13 protein-coding genes are annotated in these 18263 nt (G+C 32.0%); 5 read left to right on the top strand and 8 right to left on the bottom strand.

Annotated features, from left to right (window positions below):
• Nucleotides 1-6: 6 nt before the first annotated feature.
• The 3 genes from ACE193_RS17540 to ACE193_RS17550 form a co-directional block, all read right to left on the bottom strand.
• Nucleotides 7-3879, bottom strand: a complete 3873-nt coding sequence (locus ACE193_RS17540; RefSeq protein ID WP_375559524.1) for a two-component regulator propeller domain-containing protein — start codon at nucleotides 3877-3879, stop codon at nucleotides 7-9.
• 320 nt (nucleotides 3880-4199) lie between these two features.
• The gene (locus ACE193_RS17545; protein ID WP_375559525.1) at nucleotides 4200-6416 is read right to left on the bottom strand and encodes a peptidase domain-containing ABC transporter; all 2217 of its coding nucleotides are present in this window, start codon (nucleotides 6414-6416) and stop codon (nucleotides 4200-4202) included.
• Nucleotides 6417-6612: 196 nt separating this feature from the next.
• Complete coding sequence (locus tag ACE193_RS17550; protein ID WP_375559526.1) at nucleotides 6613-7380, bottom strand: DUF4290 domain-containing protein; 768 nt, start codon at nucleotides 7378-7380, stop codon at nucleotides 6613-6615.
• A 285-nt stretch (nucleotides 7381-7665) separates the two neighbouring features.
• On the opposite strand from ACE193_RS17550, the gene ACE193_RS17555 reads away from it, so the two are divergent.
• A complete protein-coding gene (locus ACE193_RS17555; RefSeq protein ID WP_375559527.1) occupies nucleotides 7666-8091 on the top strand; it encodes a DUF3276 family protein in 426 nt (141 codons plus the stop codon).
• 66 nt (nucleotides 8092-8157) lie between these two features.
• On the opposite strand, the gene ACE193_RS17560 is transcribed toward ACE193_RS17555, so the two are convergent.
• Complete coding sequence (locus ACE193_RS17560; protein WP_375559528.1) at nucleotides 8158-9240, bottom strand: WD40/YVTN/BNR-like repeat-containing protein; 1083 nt, start codon at nucleotides 9238-9240, stop codon at nucleotides 8158-8160.
• A 230-nt stretch (nucleotides 9241-9470) separates the two neighbouring features.
• Between ACE193_RS17560 and ACE193_RS17565 the strand changes: the two genes are divergently transcribed.
• The 3 genes from ACE193_RS17565 (at nucleotide 9471) to ACE193_RS17575 (ending at nucleotide 13073) form a co-directional block, all read left to right on the top strand.
• Nucleotides 9471-11633 carry a dihydrofolate reductase gene (locus ACE193_RS17565; protein ID WP_375559529.1) on the top strand — a complete coding sequence of 721 codons (2163 nt, stop codon included), beginning with the start codon at nucleotides 9471-9473 and terminating at the stop codon, nucleotides 11631-11633.
• 279 nt (nucleotides 11634-11912) lie between these two features.
• Nucleotides 11913-12656, top strand: coding sequence for a hypothetical protein (locus ACE193_RS17570; protein ID WP_375559530.1), 744 nt, complete (start codon nucleotides 11913-11915; stop codon nucleotides 12654-12656).
• Entirely contained in the window at nucleotides 12657-13073 is a 417-nt protein-coding gene (locus tag ACE193_RS17575; protein WP_375559531.1) for a type II toxin-antitoxin system VapC family toxin, read from the top strand. It begins immediately after the preceding gene.
• Nucleotides 13074-13179: 106 nt separating this feature from the next.
• Here the strand turns inward: ACE193_RS17575 and ACE193_RS17580 are convergent, their stop codons facing one another.
• From ACE193_RS17580 to metF, 4 genes are all read right to left on the bottom strand, one after another.
• Entirely contained in the window at nucleotides 13180-13764 is a 585-nt protein-coding gene (locus ACE193_RS17580; RefSeq protein ID WP_375558686.1) for an IS630 family transposase, read from the bottom strand.
• A gap of 20 nt (nucleotides 13765-13784) precedes the next feature.
• A complete protein-coding gene (locus tag ACE193_RS17585) occupies nucleotides 13785-14219 on the bottom strand; it encodes a hypothetical protein (RefSeq protein WP_375558687.1) in 435 nt (144 codons plus the stop codon).
• Between the two features lie 230 nt (nucleotides 14220-14449).
• Nucleotides 14450-16183 (bottom strand): hypothetical protein, encoded by a 1734-nt coding sequence (locus ACE193_RS17590; RefSeq protein WP_375559532.1) that lies wholly within the window; start codon nucleotides 16181-16183, stop codon nucleotides 14450-14452.
• Between the two features lie 198 nt (nucleotides 16184-16381).
• Nucleotides 16382-17338: a methylenetetrahydrofolate reductase [NAD(P)H] gene (metF, locus tag ACE193_RS17595; protein ID WP_375559533.1), complete on the bottom strand. Its 957-nt coding sequence runs from the start codon at nucleotides 17336-17338 to the stop codon at nucleotides 16382-16384.
• Between the two features lie 257 nt (nucleotides 17339-17595).
• Here metF and cysC point away from each other — a divergent pair, with 257 nt between their 5' ends.
• Complete coding sequence (cysC, locus tag ACE193_RS17600; protein ID WP_375559534.1) at nucleotides 17596-18162, top strand: adenylyl-sulfate kinase; 567 nt, start codon at nucleotides 17596-17598, stop codon at nucleotides 18160-18162.
• The last annotated feature ends 101 nt before the right edge of the window (nucleotides 18163-18263 follow it).

The following is an 18263-nucleotide window of genomic DNA, read 5'->3' on the forward strand; positions in this document are numbered from 1 at the left end:
GCAATATTACATTTTCAGACCAATAAGAGTTATATCATCACGTTGTTCTTCTTCTCCCATGTGATTTCTCATTTCTTCTAATAATACTTCTTTTTGATCGTGTAAAGACATTCCTGTAAAAGATGCTAAAACTTTTTTGAAACGAAGTGTTCCATATTTTATACGCTCAAAATCATTTTGATCAACATAACCATCTGTTGTCAAGTAGAGAATATCTCCAGGGTGTAACAAAAGCTGACGTTGTTCGTATTCTGCATCTGTTTTTTGTCTTCCTCCAATAGATTTTCTACTTCCTTTTACTTCTATTAATTTGTCATTTTTGAGAATAAACAAAGGTCTTTTTGCTCCTGCAAAGTTTACCACACGCATATTTAACTCATCAGCATCCTCTATTACACATAAACAAAGATCCATTCCATCTAAGTTTTGATAATCTTCTTGATGGAGAGCTTCCCAAATACCTTGATTTAAGTTTTCTAAAATTTGTGCTGGTTCTGTTATATTTTGTAATGTAACAATCTCATTTAAGATTGTATTTCCTATCATTGACATAAAAGCTCCTGGTACACCATGTCCTGTACAATCTACCACAGCAACAAAAGTTTTATTTCCTGTGCGAATAGACCAATAAAAATCTCCTGAAACTACAGCTTGAGGTTTGAAGATAATAAAATGGTCTTCAAAATTTCTAATAAAATCTTGAGGGTCTGGAAGTATAGCATGTTGAATTGTTTCTCCATAACGAATACTATCCATAATAGATTGATTCTTTGTTTTGATAACTTCGTTTGCTCCTTCTAACTGTGTATAAGTACGAGCATTATCTAAGGCAATAGAAATATAAGATGCTAAAGTTCGCAAAATAGTAAGATCATTTCTTGAATAGGCATTTGTTTGATGACTTTGAACTGTCAAAACACCTACAATTTTCCCTTCCAATAATAAAGGTAAATAGATAATAGATTGATAACTATCTCCTACTCTATCCAAAGAAACTTCGTTAATGTACTGAGCATGATCCTTTGCAAAATCATTGATGATAATATCTTCATTGCGAGTAAGACAAACTACAGAAAGTTTGTTTTCATCAGTAATATTATCAAAGCTATCTGAAATACGCTGACCATTTTCTATAAACCCTCTAAAATCTATTCGTTCTTTTTCAGCATTATAGATTCCAATACCAAAAGCTGTTGCATCAGTAAGTTCATTTACATATTCATAAACAGCACTAATAACTGCATCCAAGTCAAGGATAGATGTTATTTTTTGTCCTATTTCACTAAGAACACGAATATTACTGTATGAGCGTTCAATTTCTGTTTTTTGATTTTCTAGTAGTACATTTTGTTGTCCTATTTCTGCTGTTCTTTCTCCTACTAAACGTTCTAGTTTGTCATTTTGACGTTTAACAGCATTCATTCTATTTGTATAAAAAGCAACTGATAAACCTAATACTGAAAATGTTGCAATAGTCAAGAACCACCAGGATTTCCACCAAGGAGGAAGAACTTTTATTTTTATAACTATTTCTTCATTATTTTCTATTCCATCACTATTAGAAGCCTTTACTCTAAATGTATAGTCTCCTGCAGGAAGATTACTATAAGTAGCAAAACGACGATTTCCTACTTCATTCCATTCTTTATCAAAGCCTTCTAAAAGATATGAATAATTTGTTTTTTCAGGTCTTCTATAATTAATAGATGCAAATTCAAAAGTGATTACCCTATCTTCATAAGTAAGAGTCATTTCTTTGGTTTGAGAAATATCAACTGTTAATGGTGATTCAGGATTACCCAAACTTTGAATGCCTACCGAACGGTTAAGAATCTTGAAGTCTGTCATTACAACAGGAGGAACATAAATACTAGGTCTTATATCTTGTGGATAGAAAGAATTTAGCCCTTGAATACCTCCAAAAAACATTTCTCCATCTTCTGCCTTAAAAAATGCACCCGAATTAAATTCACTACTCTGCAAACCATCTTTTGGATTGTAGTTAGTCATTCGCTTGGAGTCATCAATACTATCGTCTCCTAAAAGACGCATAATTCCAAAGTTTGTGCTTATCCAAAGATTATCTTTTTCATCTACCAAAATTCCATAAATAGCATAGTTAGCTAATGGATTGCGTTCTCCCCAGTGTTCAAACTCTCCTGTTTCACGATTCATTAAGTTTAGACCATTTGTAGTTCCTACCCAAAAATTCCCTTTAGAATCTTCTGCAAGAGTTCTGCTTGTATTATGACTAATAGATTTTAAATTTTCAGGGTCATGCTTGTAATACTTATAATCTATTGGAGTATTATTTTCATCTCTAATTACTTTAATTAATCCTTGATTTGTTCCTAACCAAAGAATACCACTTCTATCTTCATACATTGTCCAGATAGCAATATCAATAAGAAATTTTTGTCCTTCATAACCAAACTTGTGTCTATTTGATGGGTTCATTTTATATAACCCATTAAAAGTTCCTATCCAAATAGTTCCTTGTTTATCTTGAAATGTACTTATTGCTTTACCTTGAATGGTTGTAGAATCTTCTAAGTCTGAAACTAAAGTAACAAATTTGGCACCCTCTTTTTCAGAAAAACTTATCATACGTGATATATCAGCAGTAGTAACTGCCCAAAGCTCCCCACTCTGTGTTTCTAATAAATCTCCAACACTTCTTTGTCTTAAATCATAAGTATTTTCTCCTCTTGAAATATGATAATAGTTTGGAATAACTCCAGTTCTATCAATACGAGAAAGTCCTTCATCTGTACCTACCCATACAATGCCTTCTCGATCTTTTAGAACAGACCATATATTTCTATGAGGAAGAGAGTTCTGATTTCCTATTTCATTATAATAATAATTAAATTGACTTGTAAGTGGGTCATATTTGATAGCTCCTAAATTACGAGAAGCGACCCATATTATATTTTCTTTGGTTCTGACAATAGCAGGCATTGCGCCCAAACCATCAAAAGAAGTTCTATATCTGATGACTTCTTTTGTTTGGGGGGTTAATTTATAGATATAATCTGAACCAGCTCCCCATAAGCTACCATCATTTGCTTCTGTTATAGATTCAAGAGCATAAGAACGTCCTTGATAACGAAAACGATCAAATCCATCTATTTCAGGATTATAACGGTTGAAGCCTCCTAATGAAGCTATCCAAACCTTACCTTCTTTATCTACTTGTATATCTTGTCCTCCATAACCCCACAATGTAGTAGTATCTGATGGATTATATCGGTATAGTTTTTTCTCATCACGAGTGCTATTCCATTTATTTACCCCTTTCCTAGTTGTTCCTATCCATAAATTATTACTATTATCTACTGCTAATGATACTATGTGATTTTCTCCAAGAGTTGTTGAGTCAGCTTCTGTAACTACATAATTTTCAAATGAATTATTATTATAGTCATATTTACTTAAACCGTTTTCTGTTCCTAGCCAAATAAAACCTTCTTTATCTTCTGCAATAGCTTTGACATTATTGTTAACTAGAGTATTCTTTTTACCTTCTTTTTTATAAAAAGATTTAAAAGTTTGTGTTTTTCTGTCAAAAATAGAAACTCCTGCTATTGTACCTATCCATATATTATGATTTGTATCTTCATAGATAGCATTTATTTGATTATCAACAATAGAAAGTGAATCTTCTCTGTTGTGACGAAAGATAGTAACATCATAAGCATTATATCTATTTAGACCATCATCAGTACCTATCCACAAATACCCTTCACTATCTTGTATCATAGTATTTACAGTATTTTGAGATAAACCTTGTTCGATGGCAAGTTGCTCTACTCTTAATTTAGGAAGCAGTAACTTTTCATCATCTTGAGCAAATGCAACATCAATACTGCCTACCATAAAAAGTAAGAGTATTGCACATAAAAATAAACCTCTAAAAAAGTTATTTAGTATTCTGTATTGCATTTAGTACTGGCGATAGATAATAAATTACTATTATTTTGTTGTTTGTGATAATTCTTTGTGTTATGAATTTGCATAACTCCTACTGAAAATAAGTAAACATTTTCAGTAAGATTCAAAAATACAATAAAAAATCAAATTATTCTAGTATTTAAAATGTTAATTATTTTATAATCTTGTATTTAGTGTTACCAATACAATGAACGATAGTAGTTTGTAGGCTAGTATATTTTCTGTTTTATATAATAAAAATAAATCTAGTTTTCAAATACTCCAGCAATCAAATCATCAAAATATTCATCTTTCAAAAGTTCTTTAAAAGTACCTTGTTTAATGATTGTTCCGTCTTTCATTAAATAAATTTTATCCATTTTTTCTAATAAAATAGGATCATGACTAGCTGCAAAAATAGACCATGGATACTTATTTTTATGTAATATTTTATCCAATACTCTGCGCTTATAACTACCCTCTAAATTATAGAAAAAATCATCAAAAACAATTAAATTTGGATGAGTAAGCATACTTCTTGCAAAAACAACTTTCTTTTGAAAAGTAGAAGAAAATCCTTGACCAGAAGGCAACATTTGTGTCTGTAAGCCATCTTTAAGAGATTGAATATCTTCTATTAGTTCTACTATTTCCAAAACATGATTTAGATATTCCATATTAAAACCTTCTCTTCCAACAGTAATGTTTTCTAAGAGAGTTCCTTCAAAAACATCTTCATGAGAAAGGTTGTCTCCAATATAATCTTGTAGGTTTTTGATATTCAAATCTCGTAATGTAAACCCATTAAAAGTAATGTGTCCTTTATATTCATCATAAAGTCCTGTAATTATTTTCATGAGTGTTGATTTACCTGCTCCTTCATTTCCAATAATTCCGACATATTCTTGGGGTTTTATTTCCAAATCAATGTTTTTTAGTGTTGGAGTACTGTTGCCTTGATAAGTATAAGAAACTCCGTGTACTCTAATATGAAACCCTTGTCTATTAAAGTTATCAAAAGTATTCGTTCTTTCTAGTTTTAAGTCAGTTACATTACCTATTTTTTCTACTGCTGTTAGTGTATCATAAATTACATCTAAGTTCAGAATCATTTTTTCTACGGCTGTAATAACCGAAATAATAACGATTTCAGAGGCCACAAATTGACCTAGAGTAATATTTCTTTCAATAACTAAAAGACTTCCCAAAATCAAAACACCACCTGTAATAATTGTTTTGAAGGCTACAAAGGCTGAATATTGAATGACTAAAATACGAAAATGTGATTTTCGTTTGTACAAATATCCTGTAAGTAGTTTTTGCATCTTTTTTAGAGGAAGAAGTGTATTTCCTGCAATTTTGAATACACTTTGATTTCTACCTAGTTCTTCCAACCAATAAGCTACTTTATATTTATACTTTGATTCGTGCAAACTTGTATCTAAACCTATTTTTCCTGTAAAATAAAATATCAAACCTAAGACTGCCACCAAAAACAAACCAAAAAATACAAAAAATGGGTGATAAAAGGCTAAAAGCATCAAGCCAAAAAGAACTTGTAATAGTGCTGTAATGACACTTGTAAGTAGTTTTGCGAGTCCTTTTTGAAGGGTCAGAATATCAAAAAATCGGTTGGCAAGCTCTGGCGCATACTGTGTTAGGATAGATTCTAAACGAATACGAGGAATTCGATAGGCAAATTCAAAAGCAGCACGAGTAAAAAGTCGTTGTTGGAGTGTTTCTACAATACTCATTTGCATAATCTGCATAATTCCACTGATAAGTGTACCTGCTACCACAAAAGCAATCAAAACAACAATGGAATTAATGATAAGTCCACCTGAAATAAGCCCAATAATTGCTTGTACACCTAGAGGTAAGGTAAGACTAAGCAAACCAACAATCATTGCATAGATATAGGTATAAGAAATATCACGCTTTTCAGTCAAAAGCAAATGCCACAAACGTTGTGAAGGAGTGCGTTCTATGTCTTTTACATCGTCTGGAGTAGCGATAGGGTCAATGAGCATTGGAACAAGACAGTAAATAGTATTGGGCTGACAAAGTTCACTATCACCATATAAATCTGCTTTACAAGCTAGTGTACTGATGAGTTCATTGTGGTCAACAATATCGTTTTCTTTCCAGTTTTCGCCCTCTTCTTGCATGGTATGGATGGTATCTCTTTTTCCATGCCATGCCAAAACAGGATTGGCACTTCCTTCAATAGACTGAAAAAGAACCAAAGGCAGTGTAGTAACGGAAAGAACTTCATCTAATTCGTCCCTAGAGATTTCTTTTTCGATAAAGTGTAAGTGTGCCTCACGCCCTACATCTTGCAAATGCCCAACCCATTGACGCATTTCTCTTCTGCTAAAAATACCTTCTGAGGTCGCAACAGGAGAAAATTTGTAATGAGCTTCATCTGGTTTCCAACGCTTTATAATCTGAAAAACAATATTGCGGGCGATTTCGTATTGCATAAGTGATAATTTCTTTTTGAACTTCTCGTAAGCTAAAGCCTAAACTATATATTTGCTACTTTTTGACAAAACTACTAACTAATAAAGTTGAAAAAGGTTTACTAACTTTTTTAATAGCTTTACTTTTAACTTTTTTAAAATAAAATCACTACTTGAACCAAAGGTTTGATAGTGATTTTTATTTTTTTGAAGAGTTTTATTTTCGTCTCTTTTTATTTCTTCTATTTTTCTTTGTGCCTTGTGTTCTTCTTCTATTGCTTGCATTGTTGGTAGAAGAACGTGGAGAATTAGAACGATTCGAACGAGAGCGATTATTAGTGCTAGAACTTTGTCTTTGAGGACGTTGTCTTGGTGCGCTACCAAGTTCGAAAAGGTTTTCTTCTTTAATTATTTCTATATCAATATCTATTTTTCCACCCGAAAGGCGTTTTATGTCTTTCAAAATCACTTCATCTTCTACACTATCTCTATTCCAAGTCAGATAAAAAGACTTCATTAGTTTTCCAATATCAGCAACAGCATCAATAATTTCTTGTTCGTCTTCTAATTCGGCTGCTTTTGCAATTACTAATTCGACATTTCTACCATAATGACGGTATTTGACAGGAGTTTCTGTATAACCAATATGGTCAGGCTTTTTGGTGCGTTCTTCTTCTGTCTGTGGCAAAAATTCATTGTTAAATTCAATTTCTCCATCAGCCATGATATATAAATGATCCCAAATACGGTGTACATTATCACTGTTTTCTCTAACACTTGGGTTGAGTTGCTTCATCAAATTGATGAGTGTTTCGGCTGCACGAGTACGCTCTTCAATATCTTCAATCGTTTTGAGATGGCGAACCATATTTTGCATATTTCTTCCATATTCCCTCAAAACAAGGTCGTCTCGTTGCGTATTATAATCTAAATTTTTTAGTTTGATTGAACTTTGTGTACCGTCTGAATTTTCTATTTGTTCCAATTTTAATCGTATTTTATATGTTCTTTATGCTGTTTGCTAGTTGGGAAAATTCTACAAAAACTTCAAAATGCTATTCTATTTATTGTAAAATTTAGGTGTAAATATAATAAATCTTTACTTGAAAAATCAATTACTAAACAATTAAAGTATCATTTTTCAGGCTTTGATTTTTCAAAAAGAAATAGTTTTTGATATATTTGGAGTTCTAAAGGAAATTTTTACTTCAAAAATTGAATTAACATTTAAACTAATACGAGTTTTATAACCCTCTAAAAATAAATAAAAATGAGCGAGTATTTTGACGACGAGCAAGAAAGAAAAAACGATTATTCTAAACCTAATTATCATAACGAAACTATTTTTTCGAAAAAAGTACGTGCAGGAAAACGTACCTATTTCATAGATGTAAAACCTACTCGTTGGGAAGAAGATTATTATATTACACTAACGGAGAGCAAAAAAGTATTTCGTAATAATGGAAGTCATTTTTTCGAAAAGCACAAAGTCTTTTTATACAAAGAAGATTTTAATAAAATTTTGACAGGACTGACCGAAGTCATCGAACACGTAAAGAGCGATTTGATGCCAAACTATGATTTTACGCAGTTTGACAGAGAATATGAAGATGGATTTGACAATCAAACAGATGAATCTCCTAAAAAAAATCCTTTAGAAGATGAAGAAGTCAGAAGTCATTTGAAGTGGGATTAAAGTAAATTTGAAAACGCTTTATTTTGCAATAGAATAAAGCGTTTTTTTTGTCTATTTTGTTTGTAATTATTTACGTTTCATGGTTGCATGTCCTGTAACATAAACTGTATTATTTGGTGTTTTGGCTAATGCTGTAAAGTCTCTTTCATAGCCAGAAGAATTGTGACCAGAGTAGTAATCCACTTTCCAAGTTTGTCCTCCGTCTTCTGTTTTAAAGATTATTCCATAAGAAGAGGCTATATAACCTTTATTATCATCAGTAAAGATCATATCCCAAGCATAATAACCACACAAATCTTGACTTAAAACATTCCAAGTATTTCCTCCATCAGTGGTTTTATGTAAAATACCTATATTTTCTGCTACAATTCCTGTATTTTCGTCGGTAAAATACATAGCTGTTATTCTTTCTACCTTCAAGTTTAATAGCTTCCACGTATCTCCACCATTTAATGTTTTGTGAACATATCCTTCAGAAAAAAAACCTTCTGTAGTTCCTCCACTTACATAACCACCAGCAGCATAGCCCAATTCATTACCAAAAAACTGCACCTTGCTTTGAAAAAGAGAATCATGTCTTATCCAATCTTTTCCTCCATTACGTGTAACCTCTACACTTCTATGATATGCCATAAAATGAGCAGTGTCAAAAATATATAGACCAAAAAAAGAGCGTGTGTTCGCATTACTCTCATCTCCAAATACTGAAAAACTCATTCCTCCATTACTGCTTTCATAAAGTCCGTTACCAGCAATACAAAATTTATTCTTTCCTAGCGTTTGAACGTTGTTTGTATGTGTCATGGAAGTAGGTCTAGATACCCAACTCTTACCTCCATCAGTAGTAACTAAAGCATTTTCTTTACTAGCAACTACTCCAAAATCTTCATCAAAAAAATCTATGTCAGTTCCTTCTTTGTTATACAAATTTTGTTGTATTTCCCAATTTGAAGTAATAATTTCTGTGGTATAATCGATACGTTCACACTCTGTTGGGTCTTGTTCCTCTTCTTCATTTGGTTTGATTTCACTTACAGCTTCTCCTAATTCTGTCTTTTTTATTTCTTCTTCTTTTTCACAAGAAGTTAGAGAAATTAATCCAAAAAACAAGAAATTTAATAGTAATAAAATAGTAGTTTTTGTGTTCATAATTGAAATAAAGTAATGTATAAACTTATCAAGATTAGTAAATCTAAATATTTTTTGTTGCAAACAGAAATTTTGAATTAAAGTATTTTGAAGTATTCTCAACCATCAATCATTTTAATAAAATACAGAAAAATACTAACTTACCTCAAATTTAAAAACTCATTTAGCTTAATAAATGAATACACAACAGCTTTAGCCCTCAGCGAAGCTTAAACTAACCCTTTTAGAAAATGAATTTAATTCAATTAAAATCAAAAGTTACTTATTACGGACTTTTGGCAGCCTTTTGTACAGGCGTAGTGTTTTTGCCTGCTTGTGGAGACAAAAAAACAACAGATACAACAACAGCAGTAAAAACTGATTCGGTGGCTACAACTACCGAAAAAGAAGAAATTCCTCCTTATGATGGTGAGCGTTTTGCAGATTTACGCATCTTGCGTTACGAAGTAAAAGGATTTGATGAGCTTCCTCTTTCTCAAAAGAAACTTCTTTATTACTTGTCAGAAGCAGGGCGTAGTGGACGTGATATTACCTACGACCAAAACTACAAACACAATATTTTAGTCAGAAAGACACTAGAAAATATCTATAAAACCTACAATGGAGATAAATCTGGCGAAGAATGGCAACAATTCGAAACCTATTTGAAACGAGTTTGGTTTTCTAATGGAATCCATCATCATTATTCAGAAAAGAAATTAATGCCTGAATTTTCTTATGAATTTTTTGAAAATTTAGTTACTAATTCTGACCAAACTAGTTTTTCAATGGCAGAAGGACAAGATGTAACAGCATTTTTAGCTATGCTAAAGCCTATTATCTTTGATGCAAATGTTGATGGAAAGAAAGTAAACAAAACAAAAGGACAAGATTTAGTCAAAACTTCGACAGCTAATTTTTATGAAAACCTTTCTCAAAAAGAAGTAGAAAATTTCTATAAAAGTTTTGCTAATCCGAATGATGAAACACCTATTTCGTATGGTCTAAATTCTCAACTCATAAAAGGAGAAGCTCCAGATGATGCACTTGTAGGACTTCAAAAAGACGGTATTTATGAATATAAATATGGTATTGGAAATGCTGAAAAGCGTGGACAATATGCAGCAGCGTTAGAAAAAATGGTCTATTGGTTAGAAAAAGCTTCAACAGCTGCAGAATCAGCAGGACAGAAAAAAGTCATTGATTTGCTTGTTCAGTATTACAAAACAGGCGATTTGAAGACTTTTGATGAAATGTCGATTGCTTGGGTAGGAACAACAGACACAAATATTGATTTTATTAATGGATTTATAGAAGTCTATGGTGACCCACTTGGTTATCGTGCCAATTACGAATCTGTAATTTTTATGGATGATAAAGAAGCCTCAAAACGTATGGCTGTTTTATCAGAAAATGCACAGTATTTTGAAGATAATTCTTCTATAATGGACGAACACAAAAAGAAAGAAGTAAAAGGTGTTACATATAGAATTATTACAGTTGTCAATGAAGCTGGCGATGCTGCACCTTCTACACCTATCGGAATCAATCTTCCGAATGCAAACTGGATTAGAAAACAGTATGGTTCGAAGTCAGTTTCTTTGGGAAATATTGAAGATGCGTATAATCATGCATCAGGAGGAAAAACGACTGCCGAATTTTATCCAACCGAAGAACTTCAAAATCGTCAGAAAGAATATGGAGATGTAGGTGGAAAAATGCACACAGCACTTCACGAAGTAATCGGACACGCTTCTGGACAAATCAATAAAGGAGTAGGAACACCAAAAGAAACACTCAAAAACTACTCTTCTACTTTGGAAGAAGCTCGTGCTGATTTGGTGGCTTTGTATTATCTTTTAGACCCAAAATTAGTAGAATTAGGTCTTTTGCCTTCCGTAGAAGCTGGAAAAGCAGAGTATGATTCTTATATTATGAATGGAATGATGTTACAACTTCGTCGTCTTGATGAAGGTGCTGACATTGAAGAAGACCACATGCGTAATCGTCAGTTAGTTGCAAAATGGGCATTCGAAAAAGGACAAGCTGAAAATGTAATTGAGAAAAAAGTAATCGACGGAAAGACGTATTTCTTAGTCAATGATTATGACAAATTACGTGTTATTTTTGGAGAGCTTTTGAGAGAAATTCAGCGTTTGAAGTCAGAAGGCGATTATGCAGCAGCCGAAAAATTAGTAGAAGGTTATGGTGTGAAAGTAGATGCAGAAATGCTCAAAGAAGTAAAAGAGCGTTATGCACAGTTTGATATTGCACCTTATTCTGGGTTTTTGCAGCCTGTTCTTGAGCCTGTTATGGATGGAGAAGAAATCAAAGATGTAAAGATTCGTTATGCAACTTCTTTTGCTGAACAAATGATGAACTTTAGTGAAAACTATAGCTTTTTGAAACCATAATAAATGTAGATTATTCTTCAGAATAAGAAGCAATTTGTATTTTATAAACCCAAAAAGCCTATTTAGATTACTCTGAATAGGCTTTTTGCATTTAGTTCAATGAACTTTTAGCCACAGAGTAGCGTAATATTGGTAGAAAAATAGTTTCTCTTCTATCAAAAGCTACGCAGCTTGAAATCAAAAAAGGTCTAAATTAGATGCGATTAATCTATATTTTTAGTTTTGAACTTATTATTTTTCTAATTAGATTGCTATCTATTCACACTTAATTGTTTTACTATGAAAAATTTTAAGCTACTCTTTTTTATTGCATTTCTATTTTTGGGAGCTTGTCAGTCGGTAAAAAAAGTTGATACAAAAGAGAGTTATAGTAAAGAATTTGCATTGTATCAAAAATCCATAGAAAGTTCTATGTCGCCTTCTCCTCAAAAAGTTTATCCTAATTTGGTTTCTATTACGCCTGAGAATACTAATTTGATACGAAAAAGAATCAATGGGGAAGATTATATCTTAATGGTTACTTGGAAACAAAATATTTCATACTATGAAAAATACTTAGATTCTGCTCATTATAATACTGGAAGCTATCCAATATGGGTAACAACAGCACCAGAGTTGGCTCAAAGAATGCAAAAAGAAAAAGCTAAAGATGTAAATTTACGCCTCAAACAACTACTAGGATTGCCTCCAAATGCAATCTATAGTTACTTTATTGAGTTTTGGGTAAAGCCTCAAGATTTATTTCGTCCTTGTCCTGATAGTGAAATTACAGATAATAAATGTGATTTGTGTTTCCCTGAAAATACAGATACTTCGTATATGAGTTGGATAAACGAGAATAGAGTTAGTCGTTATTATCAATGCCAAATAGATGAAAAGTACCCTTGGACACAACTGGGATATACGTATGATTGGAATCCTAAAAACAAATCACACGTTGGGTTGAGTGAATTTGTAATAAAAGAAAATACAAATATAATTATTAAGGCAATTTATACTACGGAGGGTTATTTGAATAAATAAATGAAACCTATTTTATTAGATACCGATATACTTTCTTTTTTTCTTAGAAACGAGAAAGAAAATGAAATAAAAGCAAGCCAAAAAGTAAATGATTATTTAAAAGAACATCACAAGTTCATGATTAGCAGTATTACTTATTATGAGCTTTTGAATGGACTTTATTTTGGAGATACAAAAGAACGAACAACCGAAATTGAGTTGTTTTTGAATCAACACACAATTTTACCAATCAGCAAATCTATTGCACAAAAGGCATCACAGATTTATACAAGACTGAGAAGTGAAGGAAATCTAATTGCTCACAATGATATTTTGATTGCTGCGACGGCTATTGTAGAAAACCTTGTTTTGATTACAAATAATGAAAAACATTTTGATAGAATAGAAGAACTAAAAATGGAAAACTGGACAAAGTAAATGGTATGATGGCAATAACTTACTATTTTATTAGAGTTGTAATTAAGTAGTTACTCATAACAATTTTGTTATTTTTGATTTTCTCTTATTAATAATGCTATTTTAATTAAGAGGGTGCAAAATTTATAGTATATTCTTTTTCTTTTCCAAACTGAGCTAATATATCTAAAACAGCCTTTTGGAGCGTTTTCACATTTGTCCAAGCTGCTATATCTAACCAATAATGCTTAATATGTTTCCACAACATTTCAATATAATTTAAGTCTGAACAATAAGAAGGAAGGAATTGAATAAATACATTTTTTTCTTTCCACTTTTTTATTGCTTTATCTACTTTATGATTGCTGTGAGAGGTCGCTCTATCTAAAATCAAGAGTATTTTCTGCCCTTTTGCTCGTTTTTCAATAAAATTATTTACACAAGCAATAAACGTATCTGCATCCATAGATTGATAGAATTCATAAAATTCGCTTTCATTATTAGTTCGCATAAATCCTAAGATATTTGCTCCTCTAGCACGGTTGGCAGGTAAAAATACTTTTTTAAGCGTCTCCAAAGTCTTTTCTTGCCAACCATACATACTATTAGGATTTAGATGAAAACTACTCTCATCACTAAACCACACTTCTACCTCTCCCTTTTCTTCTTCTTTTAACCACCAGTCAAGCTCTTTCTTAAAAAAGTCGTGCATCCACTCATCTCGTTGAGATTTTAGCGATTTTTGTATTCGTCTCCAACTCCACTTTTTTTTTTAAGAAAACGTTTTAGAATAGAAGGATTAGTTTCAATTTGATGTTCTTTTTTCAATAAAACAACGGTTCTTTTTAAATTTTGAGGTGTTTGTTTTACAGCTTCTAAAATAATTTCTGCATTTTCAGTAGCTAAACTACTTTGAGAATGAGCCATGTTTTTATCTAAAAGCCCCAAACAGCCCATTGATTCGTACCTATCAAACCAACTTTTTATACTATTTTCACTCACATCAAATTGTGCTGAAAGCTCCTTAATAGTAAACTTATGTTTGGAACTCAAACAAATTGAACTAAATCGTTTACGTTCTCTTGGTAAGAGTTTTACATCACTACTAGATAAATAACGACGAAGTTCCTGTTCTTGAAAAATACTTAGGGGAGCTATAAAACGCATCAGAAATATAAAATTGTGTTTTTTGAAATAAAAAATCAAATCTAACAAAATTGTAGCATATAACTACTTAACTTGTCTCAAACCAGTATTTAGGATAATTCAATTCTTCACTTAAAGTATATTCATACAAACACTCATAGAAAGAAAAATCAGACAGTTTTGAAGCTGTCTGATTTATATATAATTTATCTAAAAACCTGTAACACTTTAGAACTAGATATTCAAATTATTTACTCATTAGGTTCAATAGTTACTTGAACATTAATAAAACCTTCATTGTCTGTAAAACCAGGTCCATATTGACCATGCAAATCATCATTAATACAGAGTGCTAATATTCCACTAGCTCCTTTTGGTGTAGTTGCTCCCATTCCTACTAAAAAAATAGTATCACCTACTCTTCCAATAAGCGCACCTTCATTTTCATTAGGCATTGTATAACCTTCTTTAGCATTTATATAGTAAGGATTTCCTTCAGCATTGTATAATTTTCCACCATTATCATTCGGATTGGCAGTCCATAATCCATTTACATAGGAAATATGCGCTTGTGTTTCTGCATCAAGTTTTACTCCTGTAGTTTGCCATTTTTTATTGGCTAATATACTGATAAAAGGAGGGACATCAAAGTTACAAGGATCAATAGGGCTAGTGTATTCTTCATAATCAAAGTAATCTGCTAAAGCTAAACTTGTTCCTAATCCTACTCCCGACTGTGATTGCATAAAGGTAACAGGACGACTACTCGAACCCGAAGCATTCAGAGGACTATACCATGTCCATAAATAAGTAGAATCTGGATAATTTGAACCTGAAGGTGGAAATAATACAGATATAATGGTTGTTGTATTATTAGGGGAAAGTACAGGGTTATTGGTTACAGTAGCTTGAATTGTTCCCTCTACCTCAGGTATTTGTGCCCATCCAGGATCTTCTTGTGCAAAAGGAAAATTACTAAAACCTATATTATGTACAGCTATATCTCCTTCATAATCAGTTAAAAATCCTGTTCCACTGTTTCTAGGAGGGGTTACTCCACTAGGTGCTCTTCCTGTCAGAAGTGCTATTTGTGAGGTAAATGGATTAGTAGGATTATAGGTATATTTCATCAAGGTACTTTGGCTACGGTCTGATGTTACTTTATACTCACTATCTGATTTCCATTCATATAATACTCTAGTAGGTAATGGATTGAATAATTCATTTACTGGTGTCATAAACACAGTCATTCCAAAATTTGTATTCCATTCAAAAATCTGATAGTTATTTGGATTACCAAACTTAAAACCTGTGATGTCAGGAGCTTGTAAAGGCTCATTCAAAGGATTACTAGAAAGCCCTTCAAAGCTTGGAAAGTAAGTAAAAGAAAACATTTGAAATAAAGCCAACTGGTCTGTACTTCCCATAGTAGGAGCAATAGGACCTTGTCCAAACATGAGACGAACAGGTAGAGTAGTATCATGATTGAACCACATCCAAGTCGCAGGAGGAGGAGTACTGTCTCCAACTGGAATTTTCCACCAATCTACCTCTTGTGCTTCCATCCAATTCAAATAGCTTGTACCTGCACATTCAGCTTGGGAACTCTTATTTCCAAACCAGTTGGTTGTTGGTATAGACCAACCAAGGTTTACAGGAGAGAAATTTACCCCATCAGTGGAAACCAATGTTCCAGTTGGAGTAACTTTATACCACCATTTTCTACCTGAACTTCCAACTAATAGAGCATTTAGTCCCACTCCTTCTGCATAAGATATAGAAGCAGTACAAATCTCAAAAAAAGGACTATCCTTGTCAGTAGGTGTACTATTGCTTTGTACTGGACTAAAAGGATGAAGTACTGCCGTACATTTCCAATAGGAAGGAAGTGTAGGCTGAGAACCTGAAAAAGGTTTTAATTGTGGATATTGCGATTCACTGATAGGGTCAGTACATGTACTTTGTGAAGATGATAAATTTGTCATAATAAATTTTCTTGATTGTGTGTATATTAAAAGGTATAACAGCTTTTTGAAAAAGCAAATAAATATATAAATATTTTCTTAAAAAGAATACGGCTTCAATATACAAAATAACCTTTCTAAAAAAAATATTTATCTTTTTTAGAAAGGTTATTTTGAAAAAAATTATAACAAAAAATGAATTTGTCCAATAGTAGGTTTTTAAAATAACTGTGCTGCAATTTTTTCAGTTGCTCCCGAACGTCCCATTGTATAATAATGAAGACATGGAACACCTTTTTCCATCAATTCTTTTGATTGTTGGACAGCCCATTCTATTCCTACTTGTACAACAGCCTTATTATCCTTACAAGCTGAAACAGCCATTACCAAATCATCTGGAATATCAATATGAAAAATACGAGGCAAAACACTAAGTTGTTTTTGAGTGGTAAAAGGTTTGAGTCCTGGAATAATAGGAACATTGATTCCAAACTCTTTACATTTTTCTACAAACTCAAAATACTTTGAATTATCAAAAAACATTTGTGTAACAATATATTCTGCACCTGCATCTACTTTTGCTTTTAAAGCATTCATATCACTATTTAGATTAGGAGCTTCAAAATGCTTTTCTGGATAACCTGCGACACCAATACAAAAGTTAGTTGGAATGGGATGATGCAAATCATCATCAATATAATTTCCCTTATTCATATCTACAATCTGACCAATCAAATCAACAGCATAATTATGTCCATCTTTTTCTGGAATAAAAGAACCTTCTGATTTAACAGCATCCCCACGAAGTGCAAGCACATTTTCAATTCCTAAAAAAGATAAATCTATCAGTGCGTTTTCAGTTTCTTCCTTTGAAAACCCTCCACAAATAATATGAGGAACTGCATCTACTTGATAGCGATTCATGATAGCAGCACAAATACCTACTGTTCCAGGGCGTTTGCGAGTTACTTTTCGTTCTAATAATCCCCCACCACGTATTTTATACACATATTCTTCTCTGTGATAAGTAACATCAACAAAAGGAGGTTTAAATTCCATTAAAGGATTCATAGCATCAAAAATAGATTGAATGCTTTCGCCTTTTAGTGGTGGTATAAGTTCGAATGAAAAAAGAGTTTTACCTTTATTTGTGTTTAAATGTTCAATGACTTTCAATGCTGTTCTATTTTAGAGTAAGACGATAGAGAATATAAATCAAAAGAATATAAAAATCTTATAAATTTATGTTTGGTATAATTAAAATGCGTTTGCTATATTTTTAATGGACTACAAATATACGATTTACAACTTATTTAATTAAATTTGATGTAACAGAATTCATGATTCTTTTTTTAAGAAAGTGTATAAACAGAAAGTTTGAAAAAATATTCTTTATTATTCTCATATTCTAACTTTTGGATATCCCAATTCTCATGTCTCAATCTCTTCGTCCTTTCGTAATTTGGTTTATAGGTCTTTCAGGCTCTGGCAAAACAACACTTTCAGATGCCCTTTTTGAAAAATTAAAACACAACTACCCTTCTACTTTAATCAAAAAATTGGATGGTGATTTGCTTCGAAACGGACTTAATAACAATCTAGGTTTTTCATTAGAAGATAGAAATGAAAATATTCGTCGTTCGGCTGAGGTAGCCAAACTTTTCTACGAAACGGGTTTTGTGGTGTTGGCTTCTTTTATTACACCTACTCATCAAAATCAAAAACTGCTTACCGATATTTTTCAAAAGAATAATGACCTTACTACTAATTTATTCAAAGTATTTATTGATTGTCCTTTAGAAACTTGCGAAAAAAGAGATGTGAAAGGACTTTACAAAAAAGCAAGGACAGGAGAAATAAAAGAATTTACAGGAATTAGTAGCCCTTTTGAGAAACCATTGTCTAACGAAATAGATTTAATTATCGATAGTAGCCAAATTACAATTCAAGAATGTATAGCACTTATTTTAGATAAATTAGAAGAAAAAGACTTTTTATAGCAATAAATACTTTATAACTTTAATAAAAACCAAAGGAATACTAGAAAATTTAAAAAAAAATGTTACTTTGTGATAAGGTTCAAAAATAATTTTTATTGAAT

Source organism: Bernardetia aquimarina, assembly GCF_042180575.1.
Taxonomy (GTDB): Bacteria; Bacteroidota; Bacteroidia; order Cytophagales; family Bernardetiaceae; genus Bernardetia.